Source organism: Acidovorax sp. BL-A-41-H1 (genome assembly GCF_051942715.1).
On the sequence record NZ_JBPVJQ010000006.1, the window covers coordinates 764,809 to 778,974 of the forward strand.

16 protein-coding genes are annotated in these 14,166 nt (G+C 64.7%); 8 read left to right on the forward strand and 8 right to left on the reverse strand.

Annotated elements, in window-relative coordinates:
• Window positions 1–246 precede the first annotated feature (246 nt).
• Complete coding sequence (locus tag ACTPOI_RS16680; protein WP_440110786.1) at window positions 247–1,272, reverse strand: LacI family DNA-binding transcriptional regulator; 1,026 nt, start codon at window positions 1,270–1,272, stop codon at window positions 247–249.
• Between ACTPOI_RS16680 and ACTPOI_RS16685 the strand changes: the two genes are divergently transcribed.
• Genes ACTPOI_RS16685 through ACTPOI_RS16705 form a run of 5 tightly spaced genes read left to right on the forward strand, consistent with a single transcriptional unit; the run spans window position 1,190 to window position 4,865 of the window.
• Window positions 1,190–1,432 (forward strand): hypothetical protein, encoded by a 243-nt coding sequence (locus ACTPOI_RS16685; RefSeq protein WP_440112734.1) that lies wholly within the window; start codon window positions 1,190–1,192, stop codon window positions 1,430–1,432. The two genes, ACTPOI_RS16680 and ACTPOI_RS16685, sit on opposite strands and share 83 nt — an antisense overlap.
• A gap of 11 nt (window positions 1,433–1,443) precedes the next feature.
• Window positions 1,444–1,965 carry a gluconokinase gene (locus tag ACTPOI_RS16690; protein ID WP_440110788.1) on the forward strand — a complete coding sequence of 174 codons (522 nt, stop codon included), beginning with the start codon at window positions 1,444–1,446 and terminating at the stop codon, window positions 1,963–1,965.
• The gene (locus ACTPOI_RS16695) at window positions 1,962–2,489 is read left to right on the forward strand and encodes a TRAP transporter small permease (RefSeq protein WP_440110790.1); all 528 of its coding nucleotides are present in this window, start codon (window positions 1,962–1,964) and stop codon (window positions 2,487–2,489) included. Before ACTPOI_RS16690 ends, ACTPOI_RS16695 begins: the two co-directional genes overlap by 4 nt.
• Window positions 2,490–2,491: 2 nt before the next feature.
• Window positions 2,492–3,796 (forward strand): TRAP transporter large permease, encoded by a 1,305-nt coding sequence (locus ACTPOI_RS16700; RefSeq protein WP_440110792.1) that lies wholly within the window; start codon window positions 2,492–2,494, stop codon window positions 3,794–3,796.
• Window positions 3,797–3,845: 49 nt separating this feature from the next.
• Complete coding sequence (locus tag ACTPOI_RS16705) at window positions 3,846–4,865, forward strand: TRAP transporter substrate-binding protein (protein ID WP_440110794.1); 1,020 nt, start codon at window positions 3,846–3,848, stop codon at window positions 4,863–4,865.
• 153 nt (window positions 4,866–5,018) lie between these two features.
• On the opposite strand, the gene ACTPOI_RS16710 is transcribed toward ACTPOI_RS16705, so the two are convergent.
• Entirely contained in the window at window positions 5,019–5,312 is a 294-nt protein-coding gene (locus ACTPOI_RS16710) for a DUF4148 domain-containing protein (RefSeq protein WP_440110796.1), read from the reverse strand.
• Window positions 5,313–5,414: 102 nt separating this feature from the next.
• Window positions 5,415–5,702, reverse strand: a complete 288-nt coding sequence (locus ACTPOI_RS16715; RefSeq protein ID WP_440110798.1) for a DUF4148 domain-containing protein — start codon at window positions 5,700–5,702, stop codon at window positions 5,415–5,417.
• Window positions 5,703–6,368: 666 nt separating this feature from the next.
• Between ACTPOI_RS16715 and ACTPOI_RS16720 the strand changes: the two genes are divergently transcribed.
• Window positions 6,369–6,806 (forward strand): CBS domain-containing protein, encoded by a 438-nt coding sequence (locus tag ACTPOI_RS16720; RefSeq protein ID WP_440110800.1) that lies wholly within the window; start codon window positions 6,369–6,371, stop codon window positions 6,804–6,806.
• A gap of 214 nt (window positions 6,807–7,020) precedes the next feature.
• Here ACTPOI_RS16720 and ACTPOI_RS16725 read toward each other — a convergent pair whose 3' ends face one another.
• The 4 genes from ACTPOI_RS16725 to ACTPOI_RS16740 form a co-directional block, all read right to left on the reverse strand.
• A complete protein-coding gene (locus ACTPOI_RS16725; RefSeq protein ID WP_440110802.1) occupies window positions 7,021–7,848 on the reverse strand; it encodes an ABC transporter ATP-binding protein in 828 nt (275 codons plus the stop codon).
• Window positions 7,845–8,816, reverse strand: coding sequence for a nitrate ABC transporter permease (gene ntrB, locus ACTPOI_RS16730; protein WP_440110804.1), 972 nt, complete (start codon window positions 8,814–8,816; stop codon window positions 7,845–7,847). The genes ACTPOI_RS16725 and ntrB overlap by 4 nt, the downstream gene beginning before the upstream one ends.
• 58 nt (window positions 8,817–8,874) lie before the next feature.
• Entirely contained in the window at window positions 8,875–10,119 is a 1,245-nt protein-coding gene (locus ACTPOI_RS16735) for a CmpA/NrtA family ABC transporter substrate-binding protein (protein WP_440110806.1), read from the reverse strand.
• A 450-nt stretch (window positions 10,120–10,569) separates the two neighbouring features.
• Window positions 10,570–11,196: an ANTAR domain-containing response regulator gene (locus tag ACTPOI_RS16740; protein WP_440110808.1), complete on the reverse strand. Its 627-nt coding sequence runs from the start codon at window positions 11,194–11,196 to the stop codon at window positions 10,570–10,572.
• A 208-nt stretch (window positions 11,197–11,404) separates the two neighbouring features.
• On the opposite strand from ACTPOI_RS16740, the gene ACTPOI_RS16745 reads away from it, so the two are divergent.
• Window positions 11,405–12,565: a branched-chain amino acid ABC transporter substrate-binding protein gene (locus tag ACTPOI_RS16745; RefSeq protein ID WP_440110810.1), complete on the forward strand. Its 1,161-nt coding sequence runs from the start codon at window positions 11,405–11,407 to the stop codon at window positions 12,563–12,565.
• Window positions 12,566–12,613: 48 nt separating this feature from the next.
• A complete protein-coding gene (tsaD, locus tag ACTPOI_RS16750) occupies window positions 12,614–13,660 on the forward strand; it encodes a tRNA (adenosine(37)-N6)-threonylcarbamoyltransferase complex transferase subunit TsaD (RefSeq protein WP_440110812.1) in 1,047 nt (348 codons plus the stop codon).
• Window positions 13,661–13,754: 94 nt separating this feature from the next.
• On the opposite strand, the gene ACTPOI_RS16755 is transcribed toward tsaD, so the two are convergent.
• Window positions 13,755–14,144, reverse strand: coding sequence for an Hsp20/alpha crystallin family protein (locus tag ACTPOI_RS16755; RefSeq protein ID WP_440110814.1), 390 nt, complete (start codon window positions 14,142–14,144; stop codon window positions 13,755–13,757).
• Window positions 14,145–14,166 lie beyond the last annotated feature (22 nt).

Here is a 14,166-nt window from a genome sequence, read left to right on the forward strand (position 1 = left end):
CGGGAGCGGGATTCCAAGCCCGCTCTGGGCGGCAGTGCAGGGGCGGAGTCTGCGAGGCTCGGAGCCCCTCGATGCGGGGCCGAGTCCCCTGTGCGGCGTTGGGGAGCCGAGTGGGGGGCAATGCGAAGGCGAGAGCCATAAGCCATCGCGAGGGCTTCGGGCCTTTGTGGGCGAGCATGGGCTTCAGTCCGCCCTTGGTATCCAGGGCAACCCGAGCCGGCTACCGGCTCGCCCGATGGTGCGTGCTCAAGTGCTGGCGCGCACCATCAGTTCAAAACCCAGATCGGCCGAGTTCTGAACCGGCGTTTCTCCGCGCATGAGCGCCAGCAGCATCGTTGCGCTGGCTTCGCCCACGGCAGACCGGGGGGTCCGCACGGTGGTCAGGGGTGGCAGCATCTGGTCGCTGCCAGCCAGGTCGTTGAACCCGGCGATGGCCACGCTGCCCGGTACCGCAATGCCCAGGCGCTGCGCGGCCAGCAAGCCGCCTTGTGCGAGGTCGTCGTTGCAAAAGAAGACGGCATCTACGCCGGGGCGCGTGCGCAGCAACTCTTCCAGCAGCTCGCCGCCCAGGCGCATCGAGGAGGGCTGCGGGCTGAGCAGTTCCAGCCGCGGCTCATACAGCCCAGCCTCGCGCAGGCAGCGGCGGTAGCCCTCGGCCCGCTGCATGGTGCGCGGGTCCAGTTGCGCCGCCACAAATGCCACGCGCCGGTAGCCGCGCTGCAGCAGATGGGCCGTCATGGCATGCCCGGCATCCTGCTGCGAGAAGCCCACGCAGTACACGCCGCTGGCGGTGGTCATCTCCATCAGGTGCACGCAGGGCACCCCGCTGGCGGCAATGAGCTGGCGCGAGGCTTCGGTACGGTCAAACCCCGTGACCAGCAGCCCGGCCGGGCGGTGCGCCAGGTAGGTGCGCAGCAGCTGTTCCTCTTCGCCGGGGTCGTAGTGCGTCACGCCGATGAGGGCCTGATACCCGTGGGGGAACAACGTGCGGTGCACCGCGTCCAGCACGTCAACAAACAGTGTGTTGGAGAGCAGCGGCACCAGCACCGGCACCTGCACGCTGCGCTGGGACGCCAGCGCGCGGGCGGCCGGGTCAGGCACGTACCCGAGTTGCTGGGCGGCATCCTTCACGCGCTGCACCAGTTCCTGCGCTACACCGCGTTCCCCCCGCAGGGCGCGCGATGCGGTGATGGGGCTCACGCTGGCAAGCCTGGCGACATCGCTCAGGGTGGTGCGCCCGCTGGAGCGGCGTCTGGCGTCCGGTTTGGTCAAGGGTAAACCCGTAATTGTTGAGGAGGTTGATCTGGTTAGGATAGCGCTGTCCATGCGCAGTGGCAACACATTCCACTGCGATATGGACGCGCTGCAGCCCGCAGCAGGTTTTATTTTGACGCATCCGGTCGGGGTGCTTTTTTATAAGTTCGTTGGATAGCGCTACCAATCATGGATGTTCCCCCTGTTTCGTTGTTTCTGGTGGTGATGGGCGTCGCTGGATGCGGCAAGTCCAGCCTGGGTGCGGCGCTGGCCGCTGCCGAGCGCCTGCCGCTGATCGAAGGCGATGACCACCACAGCCCGGCCAGCCGCGAAAAGATGCGGCAGGGCATTGCCCTGACCGACGCCGACCGCGATGGCTGGTTGCATACCCTGGGGCTGCTGCTGCAGGCCCACCCCGCCGGCGCGGTGCTGACGTGTTCCGCCCTCAAGAAGAGTTACCGCGACCGGCTTCGTGCAGCATGCCCCGCGCTGCGCTTTGTGTACCTGGACATCGACCGCGCCACCGCTGGCCAGCGTGTGGCCGCCCGTGCAGGCGTCCACTTCTTCTCGGCGGCGCTGGTGGACAGCCAATTTGCAACGCTGGAGCCGCCGGAGGGCGAACCCGGCGTTCTGCGCGTGGATGCGCTCGCGCCTTTGACCACCCTCCAGCAGCAGGTCTCTGCCTGGATCATCCCTGCGGAGGCCGCATGAGCGATTCCACCCGGCTTGCCGACCCCCACGCACCGCGAACTCCCGGCCGGTTCGAGAAAACGTCGCATGTGCTGATGGCCGCCTGCCTGGCCGTGATGGCGCTGGCAGTGTTCGTCAACGTGGTGCTGCGCTACGGCTTTGGCAGCGGTATCGCTGCCAGCGAAGAGCTTTCGCGCCTGCTGTTTGTGTGGATGGTGTTCATCGGAGCGGCGGCAGCCTACCCGGCGGGCGAGCACATGGCGTTCACGAGCCTTGCGGGGCTGCTGGCAAAACGCCGCGCTGCCTTTGCCCTGCTGACGGGCCTGGTGCGCGTGCTGGTGCTGGCCGCCTGCGCCATGCTGGGCTGGGGCGCCTGGCAGCAGGTGGTGGTGGGCATGGGCAGCCATTCTGTGGTGCTGGGCTATTCGGCCGCGCTGCTGCCGTTGCCAGCGCTCCTGTGCTCCGTGGCTATCGGTGCCATGGCGCTGCTCGAGCTTCTTCAACGCAAGCCGCTGGACCTGGGTCACGGCGCAGAGGTGGAATGACCATGATGCTCCCCATCGGGCCTGAGGCGCAGGCATTCATCGTTTTCTCGCTGGGCATGCTGGTGCTGATGGCAACCGGCATGAACATGGGCCTGGCCCTGGTACTCACCGGTGCCGGCATGGCGTTCGTGCTCGACTTCTGGGACACGCAACTGCTCGCCCAGAACCTGGTGGCGGGGGTGGACAGCTTTCCCCTGCTGGCCGTGCCGTTCTTCATTCTTGCCGGTGAGCTGATGAACTCGGGCGGCATCAGCCGCCGCATCATCGACATGGCACAGGCCTGGGTGGGGCACATCCGTGGCGGGCTGGGCTATGTGGCCATCGGCGCCGCGGTGCTCATGGCCAGCATGAGCGGCTCGGCCCTCGCCGACACAGCCGCGCTGGCCACCATCCTGCTGCCCATGATGCGCCAGCAGGGCTACCCCATGAACACGTCGGCCGGGCTGATTGCCTCGGGCGGGATCATCGCGCCCATCATCCCGCCGTCGATGCCGTTCGTGATCTACGGCGTGACGACCAACACCTCGATCTCGGCGCTCTTCGTATCGGGCATCGTGCCGGGGCTGATGATGGGCGCGGGGCTGATCTTTGCGTGGCGCTGGGTGCTGCGCGGCATGGACCTGCCCCAGGGTGAGCCTCTGCCTGTGAAGGCACGGCTGCGCGCCACGGCACGCGCCTTCTGGGCGCTGCTGATGCCGCTCATCATCATTGGTGGCATGAAGTCGGGGGTATTCACGCCGACCGAGGCGGCTGTCGTGGCCGCGTTCTACGCGCTGGCTGTGGCCCTGTTCATTCACCGCGAGATGAAATTCGCCGAGGTCTATGGGGTGCTGGTGCGTGCTGCCAAGACCACGTCCATCGTCATGTTCCTTTGTGCTGGTGCGCAAGTGGCCAGCTACATGATCACGCTGGCCGACCTGCCCAACGTGCTCACCAGCTGGCTGGGCCCGCTGGTGGACAACCCCCGCCTTTTGATGGCCGTGATGATGATCGTGCTGGTGCTGATCGGCACCGCGCTGGACCTCACGCCGACCATCCTGATCTTTGCGCCGGTGATGCTGCCGATCGCCGTCAAGGCTGGTATCGACCCCGTTTACTTCGGCCTGATGTTCGTGCTCAACGGCGCCATTGGCCTCATCACTCCGCCCGTGGGCACTGTGCTCAACGTAGTGGCCGGAGTGGGGCGCATCTCGATGCACAGCGTCATCAAGGGCGTCAATCCGTTCCTGTTCACCTACGTGCTGATTCTTGCCCTGCTGGTCGCATTCCCGCAGATCGTGACTGCGCCCGTGGTCTGGATGAGATAGCCGTTTGTTCCCCGTTCCCTTCCCCCCCCCTTTGCCAATGGAGACAACCATGAAAACTTTCCGTCGCTCCCTGCTCGCCGCACTGTCGGTGGCTGCCCTTGCCGCTTCGTTCCAGGCCGCAGCGCAAGACTTCAAGCCGCGCATCATCCGCTTTGGCTACGGCCTCAATGAAGTGTCCAACCAGGGCCGTGCCACCAAGCTTTTTGCCGAAGAGGTTGAGAAGGCCTCGGGCGGCAAGATGAAGGTGCGCGCCATCGGTGCCGCGGCGCTGGGCTCTGACGTGCAGATGCAACAGGCCCTCATCGGAGGCGCGCAGGAAATGATGGTGGGCTCCACCGCCACGCTGGTGGGCATCACCAAGGAAATGGCGATCTGGGATACGCCGTTCCTGTTCAACAACGCGCGTGAAGCCGACGTGGTCCTGGATGGCCCGGTAGGCCAGAAGGTGATGGACAAGCTGCAGGAAAAAGGCCTGGTGGGCCTGGTGTACTGGGAGAACGGTTTCCGTAACCTCACCAACAGCAAGCGCCCGGTCAACAAGCTCGAAGACATGGACGGCATCAAGCTGCGCGTGATGCAGAACAACGTGTTCCTGGACAGCTTCAAGACCCTGGGTGCCAACGCGGTGCCGCTGCCGTTCTCCGAACTCTTCACCGCGCTGGAAACCAAGACGGTGGATGGCCAGGAGAACCCGTACAACACCATCCTGTCGAGCAAGTTCTATGAGGTGCAGAAGTACCTCACAGTGACCAACCACGTCTACAGCCCCTGGATCGTGCTGGTGAGCAAGAAATACTGGGATGGCCTCTCGAAAGCCGAGCAGAAGGTGCTGCTGGACGCCGCCAAAAAGAGCCGTGACTTCGAGCGCCAGGACACACGCGCCGAGGCCGACAAGGCGCTGGCCGACCTGAAGGCCAAGGGCATGCAGGTCAATGAGCTGCCAGCCGCCGAGGCCAACCGCATGCGCGAAAAGCTCAGCGCCGTGAACGCCAGCATCGCTGCCAATGTGGGCGAAACCCTGTGGAAGGAAGTGCAGGGCGCCGTGGCGCAGGCCCGCGCTGGCAAGTAGAAAAACCGTTGACGGGTCGTAAGGCCTGCCACTGGGGGCTGAGGCCCATTGCACTGGAATGCAGCGCGCATGAGAAAAGGCCAGGACCCGTGAGGGCCCTGGCCTTTTGCGTTTTGTGACGGCAGGCCGCGATGGTCTGCCCGGCACCCCCGATTACAGGGAGCCGATTTCGCCAGCGGAAATCTTGCCGCTGCGCAGCGCGTCTGCAGCCTGTGCGCTCACGGCGCTGCGGTCTGCGGTGGACGTGAATGCCAGCACGCGGGAGCCGGCAGGGATGGTGCTGCTGTTCTTGGCCACGGTGGCGGCTTCGGCTACCACTTCGGCGCGGGTGCGGCTGGTATCGAACTGGGTGGCGAACTGCGATGCATCGGCCTCATCAGCCATGGCGCCAAACGAAGCGAAAGCAGCCACAGCGGCGATGGACAGGAAACGTGCGGACTTGTTCATGGTGAAACTCCAGTAAGTCAGATCAGTGGAAACAAATAAAACCCCGGCACCTTGGAATACGCCCCAGGGCCGGTGCCGGATTCAAAAACCTTGCAAAAACAATCAGCCGCGCTCGCCCGAAGGGATCTGGCCGGTGCGAACCGCGTCAGCAGCCTGGGCACGCACGGCACTGCGGTCGGCCGAGCTCTGGTAGGTCGTCACACGCGAGCCGGCGGGCTCAATGCTGCGGGTCTGGGCCACGGTGGCAGCCTCGGCGGCGACTTCGGCGCGGGTGCGGTTGGTATCAAACTTGGTGGCAAATTGCGAGGCATCGGCCTCATCGGCCATGGCGCCAAAAGAAGCGACGGCAGCAACAGCGGCGATGGACAGGAAACGAGCAGACTTGTTCATGATGAAAATCCTTTGAAGACAGGAGAAAAGCGTCCCAGACAAACAAACCGGAAGGGCGGGCCCGAGGGCCTTGGTACCGGGGTTCGGTGAGTCGCCTTGCGGGATCGGCTCATCGATGGATTGAACTGTACGCGGGGGAGGGGAAGAGAAAAACTACCCAGTCGCAAACTGACTGTTCCGGTAATGGAAACAATCGACGGTGCCTTTGTCTCCCCCCAACGCATGCCCCGCGCCAAAAACGCACCACCCTGGCGCAGGCCAGAATCCTTGGGTGATAGTTGCTTTTGTGTGCTGGACATGGGTGCTATGGTGCAGCGCGGCACCAGCGCAGGGGTCTCTTTGCGGTTTCGGTTGTTTTCGTTTTGTTTCGGTCGCGGGGCCTTGCAACAAGCCCGCAACACTGGCCGCTAAGATTCAAGAAACCGTGTGAATCGCAACTTTTGTAACTGCAGGCATGGTGGGCGCAACAAGCCGTGCCCTGCCATGGTTGTGCCCGGTTGCGCCGGGGCCACTTATGGGCTGAAATGGTCCTCAGTCAGCGTGGCGGTGTTGCTTGCAATGCAGCCCTGCTGATGCGAATGGCCGGCGTGTCCGGCCTCGGTGGATGCAGGCTGAGCCAAGCCTGCAGATGACCACTGCCGTTGTGCGTTTTTGAGGGAGGTTCCCATGACCGTTGTCGCAAAGATTCTTCAGTCCAAACCCGAGGCCGCCGTGTATTCGATCGGGCCTTCGGATTCGGTGTTCGACGCCCTCAGGCTCATGGCCGACAAGGGCATCGGTGCCCTGCTGGTGATGGAAGGCGAGACCATTGCCGGCATCTTCACCGAGCGTGACTACGCCCGCAAGATCGCACTCATGGGGCGCACTTCCACGGTCACCCAGGTCAAGGACGTGATGACATCGGCGGTGCTTTTCGTGCGGCCAGACCAGACCAGCGAAGACTGCATGCAGATCATGAGCACGCACCGGTTGCGCCACCTGCCCGTGGTCGACAACGGCAAGGCCATCGGGATGATTTCCATCGGCGACCTGGTCAAGGACATCATTTCGGAGCAGAAGTACATCATCGAGCAGCTCGAGCAATACATCGTGGGCGCACGCTGAAGGGGGCTGCATCACCGGCGAGCACAGCCCTTTACTGCCAGCGTGATGCGGGGCGGCCCGCCTGCACAGCCAGCGTGAGGGGCTGCCCCATCACCCGGGCTCTTCCAAAAACACAATGCCCGCTGGCAGAGGACAGCGGGCATTGTTCTGTGAGGGCGGCTTGTGCGGCGCGCTGTGTGTGGCGGCAGCCCCGGCTGGCGGACTGTGGTGCGAGTCAGGCAGCCTTTTCCACGTGCCCCTGGCGGGTGTACAAGAAGTCGATGACCGCCTTGCGGTAGTGCACATATTGCGGGTCTTCGGCCAGCTCCACGCGCTTGCGCGGGCGGGGCAGGTCGACGGAAAGCACCTCGCCAATCGTAGCGGCCGGGCCGTTGGTCATCATCACGATCTTGTCGGACAGCAGCACGGCCTCGTCCACGTCGTGCGTCACCATGACCACCGTACTCTGCGTGCGCGCCACGATCTCCAGCAGCTCGTCCTGCAGCTTGGCGCGTGTCAGGGCGTCGAGCGCACCAAAGGGCTCGTCCATGAGCAGCACCTGCGGTTCCATTGACAGCGCCCGGGCAATGCCCACGCGCTGCTTCATGCCGCCCGAGATTTCACCAGGGCGCTTCTGGGCAGCGGGGGTGAGGCCGACCAGCGCCAGCGCTGCATCGGTGCGTGCCCGCAGCTGCGCCTTGGTTTCCTTGCCGCCAAACACGCGCTCCACCGCCAGGTAGATATTGTCAAAGCAGGTGAGCCAGGGCAGCAGCGAGTGGTTCTGGAACACCACCGCCCGCTCGGGGCCCGGGCCCTTGATTTCCTTGTTGGCGCACAGCAGCGCGCCATTGGTGGGTGTGGTCAACCCGGCAATCAGGTTCAGCAAGGTGGACTTGCCGCAGCCCGAGTGCCCGATCAACGCCACGAACTCGCCCTTGGCAATGGTCAGGTTGATGTCCCTGAGCGCAGGGAACAGGCCCTTGGCGGTCTTGAAGGTCTGCTCCACACCCTGGACCTCGATGAACTTGGTGGTGTGTGATGCGTGGGTGGATGTGGTGGTCATGCCTTCACCTCTTCAAACGTAAATGCGGTGGCCAGCTTGATGAGCGCGAACTCCAGCACCAGCCCGACGATGCCGATCACGAAGATGGCGATGATGATGTTCTTGACGTTGAGGTTGTTCCACTCGTCCCACACCCAGAAGCCGATGCCCACGCCGCCGGTCAGCATTTCGGCCGCCACGATCACCAGCCATGCGGTGCCCACCGCCAGGCGCACGCCGGTCAGCATGTAGGGCAGCACGGCGGGGAACAGGATCTTGGTGGCGATCTTCCACTCGGAGAGGTTCAACACCCGGGCCACGTTCATGTAGTCCTGCGGCACGCGCTGCACGCCCACAGCGGTGTTGATGATCATGGGCCAGATCGAGCAGATGAAGATGGTCCAGATGGCGGCCGGGTTGGCGCCCTTGAACACCAGCAGGCCAATGGGCAGCCAGGCCAGCGGTGACACGGGCCGCAGCAGGCTGATCAGCGGGTTGAACATGCGCGAGAGGAACTTGAACCGCCCGATGATGAAGCCTGCCGGTATGCCCACCAGCGCCGCCATGCCAAAGCCGATGGCCACGCGCTGCAGGCTCATCAGCACGTTCCAGCCCACGCCCTGGTCGTTGGGGCCGTTGCGGTAGAACGGGTTGCTGAATACCTCCAGCGCCTGCAGCCAGGTGGCCTTGGGGCTGGGGATGTTGCCGCCCGTGGTGGTGGAGACCACGGCCCACAGGGCGACCAGCAAACCCAGGCCGCACACCGGTGGCAGCACCGCCATCCAGAAGCTGCGCGACAGGGCCGCCCAGTCGCGCCCGGCGGGCTGGCTGGCCTGCACAGGGGCTCCAGCGACCGCTTTGGAGGCATTTTGGCCCCTGGCGCTTTCATTGATTGGGCTGGGTGCTACATTTTTCATAGCGGAGGGCGTGGAGCCGGTGGCGAGCCCGGGGGTGGGCTCCAGAGGGTTGTGGAATACGGCGCTGACCATGGTGTTCTCCTGTGCCTTTGGAGGGCGTGGATGAAATGCGGCTGCGGCAGAGCGGTGCTCAGGCCTTGATCTTGAAACCGTCGGCGTACTTGGCGGGGTCCTTGCCGTCCCACACCACACCATCCATGAACTTGCTGGTGCGCATCACGTCCTTGGGCACGTTGATCTTCATCGCGCTGGCCACCGACTTGTACAGCTCCACCTGGTTGACTTCCTTCGCGACGGCCAGGTAGTCGGGGTGGCTCTTGAGCAGGCCCCAGCGCTTGTGCTGCGTGAGGAACCACATGCCGTCGGACAGGTACGGGAAGTTCACCGTGCCGTCGTTGAAGAACTTCATGTGGTTGGGGTCGTCCCAGGTCTTGCCCATACCGTTTTGGTAGCGGCCCAGGATGCGCTGGTTGATGGCGTCCACGCTGGTGTTCACGTAGGCCTTGCCGGCCACCGTCTCGGCCATCTTCATCTTGTTGGACAGGCTGGCGTCGATCCACTGGCCGGCTTCCAGGATGGCCATCATCACGGCGCGTGTGGTGTTGGGGTACTTCTTGACGAACTCGGCCGTGGTGCCCAGCACCTTCTCGGGGTGGTCCTTCCAGATGTCCTGCGTGGTGTTGGCCGTGATGCCGATGCCGTCCATGATGGCGCGGTGGTTCCAGGGCTCGCCCACGCAAAAACCGTCCATGTTGCCCACGCGCATGTTGGCCACCATCTGCGGCGGCGGCACGGTGATCAGCTTGGCGCCCGACAGCGGGTTGATGCCCGCGGCGGCCAGCCAGTAGTGGATCCACATTGCGTGTGTGCCGGTGGGGAAGGTGCCCGCAAACGTGTATTCGCGCTTTTCCTTGGCCATCAGCTTGGCGAGGCTGGGGCCGTCCACAGCGCCCTTGTCGGCCAGCGCCTTCGAGAGCGTGATGGCCTGGCCGTTGTGGTTCAGGTTCATCAGCACAGCCATGTCTTTCTTGGGGCCGGCCGTGCCCATGTGCACGCCGTACACCAGGCCGTACAGCACGTGGGCAAAGTCCAGCTCGCCGTTCACCATCTTGTCGCGCACGCCGGCCCAGCTGGCTTCCTTGTTGGGGATGATGGTCACGCCGTACTTCTTGTCGAAGCCCAGCACCGAGGCCATCACCACGCTGGCGCAGTCCGTCAGCGGGATGAAGCCGATCTTGACTTCCTTCTTCTCGGGGGCATCAGACCCCTGGGCATGCACCAGGGCGCGCAGGGCGGGGCTCACACCCACGGCGCCCACGCTGGCGGCCTGCAGCACGGTGCGGCGGTTGAGGCTGGTTTTCAACAGATCGGTCATGGGGCGGTTCCTCGCAGCGTTAGAAAAGCAAAAAGGCGTCCTCACCGCACCCGGGGCCATGCTGTGCATGCTCCGGGTAGGTGGGGACGCCTTTGTCCTGGGGAAGCCTTGGGGGCTTCGGGACAGCACCTGCCCGCCATTGGGCCGGTGCTGCCGGGGGACCGTCATTGGTCTTGGATAGCTTGTTGCAAACAGCGTGCCAGGTCCGTCAAGCGCTATTTCATCATCAAAATGCTATTAAAAACATAGCTATAGGGCATTGATTTGCATGGGATTCAGGCCTATAGGGCTTGAAATTGCACATTTGGAAGCCGTACAGACGCACTGGGCTGTTGCGCCGGCGGCTGACCGATGGCTGCACGCTAGTTGTGCGCTGCACCACGACCGGTATCAGGGTCAGGGTGCGTGCGTTTTGCGCACCGGGTCAGCGCAGCCCGCTCAGTGCGGTCTTCAGCCCAGCAGCTCGGCGGCGTCCAGCATGCGCTGGGCCACTTCGGCCAACCGCAGGCCCTTGTCCATGGCAGTCTTGCGCAGCTTTTCATAAGCGGCCTTTTCGGTCAGGCCCTGGCGCTGCATCAGCAGACCCTTGGCGCGGTCGATGACCTTGCGGTCCTTGAGCTCGCTCTTCGCGTCGGCCAGTTCGGCGCGCAGCGCCTGTTCGTGCTGAAAGCGCGCCATGGCCACGTCCAGGATGGGGCGGATGCGCTGCGGGGCCAGCCCCGCCACGATGTACGCCGACACCCCGGCCGCCACGGCGTCCTTCACGTGCGAGGTGTCCTCGTCGTTGGTGAACATGACGATGGGGCGGCGCTCGTCGCGGGTGGCCATCACCACATGTTCCAGCGCGTCGCGGGCTTCGCTTTCGGCGTCCACGATGATGAGATCCGGCTGCAGCTGTGCCAGGCGGTCGCTCAGGAACACATCGGCCGGCAAAGTGGCGACCAGGTTGAAGTTGTTTTCGAGCAGCCCGATGCGCAGCGCGCGTGAGCGCTCGGCCTGCAGCACGGCATGGTCGTCGTCGGGGTCAGCCACCGCCAGGTCCGGGGCCACCACCACGATGCGCAAGGTCTCGTTCATGGGCCCAGCGCAAGCAAGTTTCACGCCTTCGCTGCGCCCCAATGCGGTGCAAAGGCCGTTTTTTCAAGGGTTAACACTGGGGCGTCGGGTTTGCGGGGCCTGAAACTTGCTAATACTTGGTTACACGGCAGGGCATACCCGATGGTGGCCTCACAGCCGCGTCGCATATACCTCCGCTCACATTGATACATTGATTGGAGCTTCTTGCATGAACAAACGTCTTGACCGGCGCCGTTTCACGGCCAGCATGGCTGTGCTGTCTGTGGCCGCCGCCACGCTTCTCTCGGGTTGCGGCAAGGTGCCCGACACCATCAAGATCGGTGTGGCCCAGCCGCTGAGCGGCCCGCTGGGCGCGCTGGGGCAGGATCTGCTCAACGGCGTCAACCTGGCCGTGGAAGAGCTCAACAAGGGCGGCTACACCGTGGACGGCAAGCGCGTGACGCTGGAGGTGGTGGCCGTGGACGACAAGGCCGATGCAGCCACCGGCAAGACGGTGGCCCAGCAGCTGGTGGATTCGGGCGTCGTGGCCGTCATCGGTCACCTCAACTCGGGCGTGAGCATCGAGACCGCGCCCATATACGCGGCCAAGGGCATTGCGCAGATCGCCATCTCGACCAACCCCAAGTTCACCCAGCTCGGCTTGCCCACCACGTTCCGCATGGTGGCCAACGACAACCTGCAGGCCCGGGCCATCGGCTCGTTTGCGGCCACGCAGCTGGGGGCTGCGCGCTACGCGGCACTGGACGACGGTACGCCTTACGGCAAGGGGCTGGCCGATGGCGCGGCCGAGCAGCTCAAGGCCGAGAAAAAGGAAGTCCTGGTCCGCAAGTCGTTTGACGACAAGACCGTGGCCTTCGATGCGCTGGCCGCAGAGCTGAAGGCCGCGAAGGTCGAAGTCATTGTGTCGACCCTGAACGACTTCCAGGCGCTGGCGTTGCTGGAGGCACTGCGCAAGATCGACTACACCAAGGTCAGTCTGCTGGGCGGCGACACCATCAAGACCACCGACATGACCAAGGCGATGGGCATGATCGAAGGCGTGTACGCCACGTCGCCCGTGCTGGAGGCCAAGGAGTTCAGCACCGGCAAGCCTTTCCTTGAAAAGTACGTGGCCACGTACAAGAAGCCACCTGCTTACGGCGGCCACTACAGCTACGACAGCATGTATGTGCTGTCGGCCGCCATCCAGAAGGCCAAGTCCGCCGACCCCAAGGAGATCACCAAGGCCATGAGCAGCATCAACGGCTATGCGCCGGTGATCGGCACCATGACCTGGGATGCCAAGGGCGAGCAGCGCTACGGCGCCGTGGGCGTGTACGAACTGCGCGCCGGGACGTGGGAGCTGCGCATGCGCTCCGACCGCTGGTAACGGGCCACCGCCGCGCAGGGGCGGAACCCCGGGTTTTACACTCGGGGCATGAGCTTGCTGATCCTCGGTATCGAATCCTCCTGCGACGAGACGGGCGTGGCACTGGTCCGCTGTACGGACCATGCCGTGCCCACGCTGCTGGCGCACGCGCTGCACAGCCAGATCGACATGCACCAGGCCTATGGCGGCGTGGTGCCCGAGCTGGCCAGCCGCGACCACATCCGCCGCGTGCTGCCGCTGGCCAAAGAGGTGCTGGCCGAGGCGCAGCAAACGCTGGCCGATGTCGATGTGGTGGCCTACACGCGCGGCCCCGGGCTGGCCGGTGCGCTGCTGGTGGGCGCGGGCGTGGCCTGCGCCCTGGGTGCTGCGCTGGGCAAGCCGGTGCTGGGCGTGCACCATCTTGAAGGGCACCTGCTGTCGCCGTTTCTCAGCGCGGACCCGCCTGAATTTCCGTTTGTGGCACTGCTCGTGTCGGGCGGCCACACCCAGCTGATGCGCGTGGACGGCGTGGGCCGCTACGAGATTCTTGGCGAAACCATTGACGATGCGGCTGGCGAGGCGTTTGACAAATCCGCCAAGCTCATGGGCCTGGGCTACCCCGGCGGGCCGGCGCTGTCGCGGCTGGCAGAGCAGGGCAGTGCCACGGCCTTCAAGCTGCCGCGCCCCTTGCTGCACAGCGGCGATCTGGACTTTTCGTTTGCGGGCCTCAAGACGGCCGTGCTGACCCAGGCCAAAAAGCTGGGCGACGAGCTGGAAGCCCGCAAGGCGGACCTGGCCGCCAGCACCGAGGCGGCCATCGTGGACGTGCTGGTGAAAAAGACCCTGGCCGCGCTGAAACAGACCGGGCTGCAGCGCGTGGTGGTAGCGGGCGGCGTGGGGGCCAACCGGCACCTCCGTGCGCAGCTCAATGCCGCCTGCGAAAAAAACAGGGTGCGCGTGCACTACCCCGAGCTGCACCTGTGCACCGACAACGGCGCCATGATCGCCATGGCCGCCGCCATGCGTCTGCAGGCAGGGCAGCAGCAGGCCAACACCGACTACGCGTTTGACGTGAAGCCGCGCTGGCCGCTGGATGCCATCTTGGCCGCGGCCTGATCAAGCCAGGCCAGCAGGCCGCAGCCTGCGGGTTTCAAAGCGACCGGAGAGCGCTGCGCGTGCGCAGTGCTCGCAGCGCATCGCCCATCCGCTTTCAGTCAATGGCCAGGCGGGTGGCTTTGCTCGCGGGCTCGACGCGTGCCAGCGTAAGGGTCAGCACGCCGTTTTCCAGCGTGGCGCGGCTGGCCGCGGCGTCCACGTCCTGGGCCAGTTCCCAGGCTCGGTGCAGCTTGCGGGGTGCGCCTTCCACGCTCTGCACGGTGACGGTGTTGCCCTCGATGCTGATCTGCAGCTGCTCGCGCGCCAGGCCGGGTACGTCCAGGGCCAGCGTGGTGGTCTTGTCGTCCTGCGTCACGGTGCATCCTGCGGAAGATGCAGGGGCCGGGTTGGCGAGTGCGCCCATCAGGAAGCGCTGCAGCGCCAGGTCAGCACGGCGTGGGTGATGCACATAGGCGGCGCGGGGAATCATGGGGGCGAAGATCATGGAGGGGCTCCTATACACTGCG

Excerpts from the sequence above, each read along its gene's own strand:
- ACTPOI_RS16685 (WP_440112734.1), top strand. The coding sequence starts at position 1,190 with ATGGGGCTCACGCTGGCAAGCCTGGCGACATCGCTCAGGGTGGTGCGC.
- ACTPOI_RS16690 (WP_440110788.1), top strand. The coding sequence starts at position 1,444 with ATGGATGTTCCCCCTGTTTCGTTGTTTCTGGTGGTGATGGGCGTCGCT.
- ACTPOI_RS16695 (WP_440110790.1), top strand. The coding sequence starts at position 1,962 with ATGAGCGATTCCACCCGGCTTGCCGACCCCCACGCACCGCGAACTCCC.
- ACTPOI_RS16700 (WP_440110792.1), top strand. The coding sequence starts at position 2,492 with ATGATGCTCCCCATCGGGCCTGAGGCGCAGGCATTCATCGTTTTCTCG.
- ACTPOI_RS16705 (WP_440110794.1), top strand. The coding sequence starts at position 3,846 with ATGAAAACTTTCCGTCGCTCCCTGCTCGCCGCACTGTCGGTGGCTGCC.
- ACTPOI_RS16710 (WP_440110796.1), bottom strand. The coding sequence starts at position 5,312 with ATGAACAAGTCCGCACGTTTCCTGTCCATCGCCGCTGTGGCTGCTTTC.
- ACTPOI_RS16715 (WP_440110798.1), bottom strand. The coding sequence starts at position 5,702 with ATGAACAAGTCTGCTCGTTTCCTGTCCATCGCCGCTGTTGCTGCCGTC.
- ACTPOI_RS16720 (WP_440110800.1), top strand. The coding sequence starts at position 6,369 with ATGACCGTTGTCGCAAAGATTCTTCAGTCCAAACCCGAGGCCGCCGTG.
- ACTPOI_RS16725 (WP_440110802.1), bottom strand. The coding sequence starts at position 7,848 with ATGACCACCACATCCACCCACGCATCACACACCACCAAGTTCATCGAG.
- ntrB (WP_440110804.1), bottom strand. The coding sequence starts at position 8,816 with ATGGTCAGCGCCGTATTCCACAACCCTCTGGAGCCCACCCCCGGGCTC.
- ACTPOI_RS16735 (WP_440110806.1), bottom strand. The coding sequence starts at position 10,119 with ATGACCGATCTGTTGAAAACCAGCCTCAACCGCCGCACCGTGCTGCAG.
- ACTPOI_RS16740 (WP_440110808.1), bottom strand. The coding sequence starts at position 11,196 with ATGAACGAGACCTTGCGCATCGTGGTGGTGGCCCCGGACCTGGCGGTG.
- ACTPOI_RS16745 (WP_440110810.1), top strand. The coding sequence starts at position 11,405 with ATGAACAAACGTCTTGACCGGCGCCGTTTCACGGCCAGCATGGCTGTG.
- tsaD (WP_440110812.1), top strand. The coding sequence starts at position 12,614 with ATGAGCTTGCTGATCCTCGGTATCGAATCCTCCTGCGACGAGACGGGC.
- ACTPOI_RS16755 (WP_440110814.1), bottom strand. The coding sequence starts at position 14,144 with ATGATCTTCGCCCCCATGATTCCCCGCGCCGCCTATGTGCATCACCCA.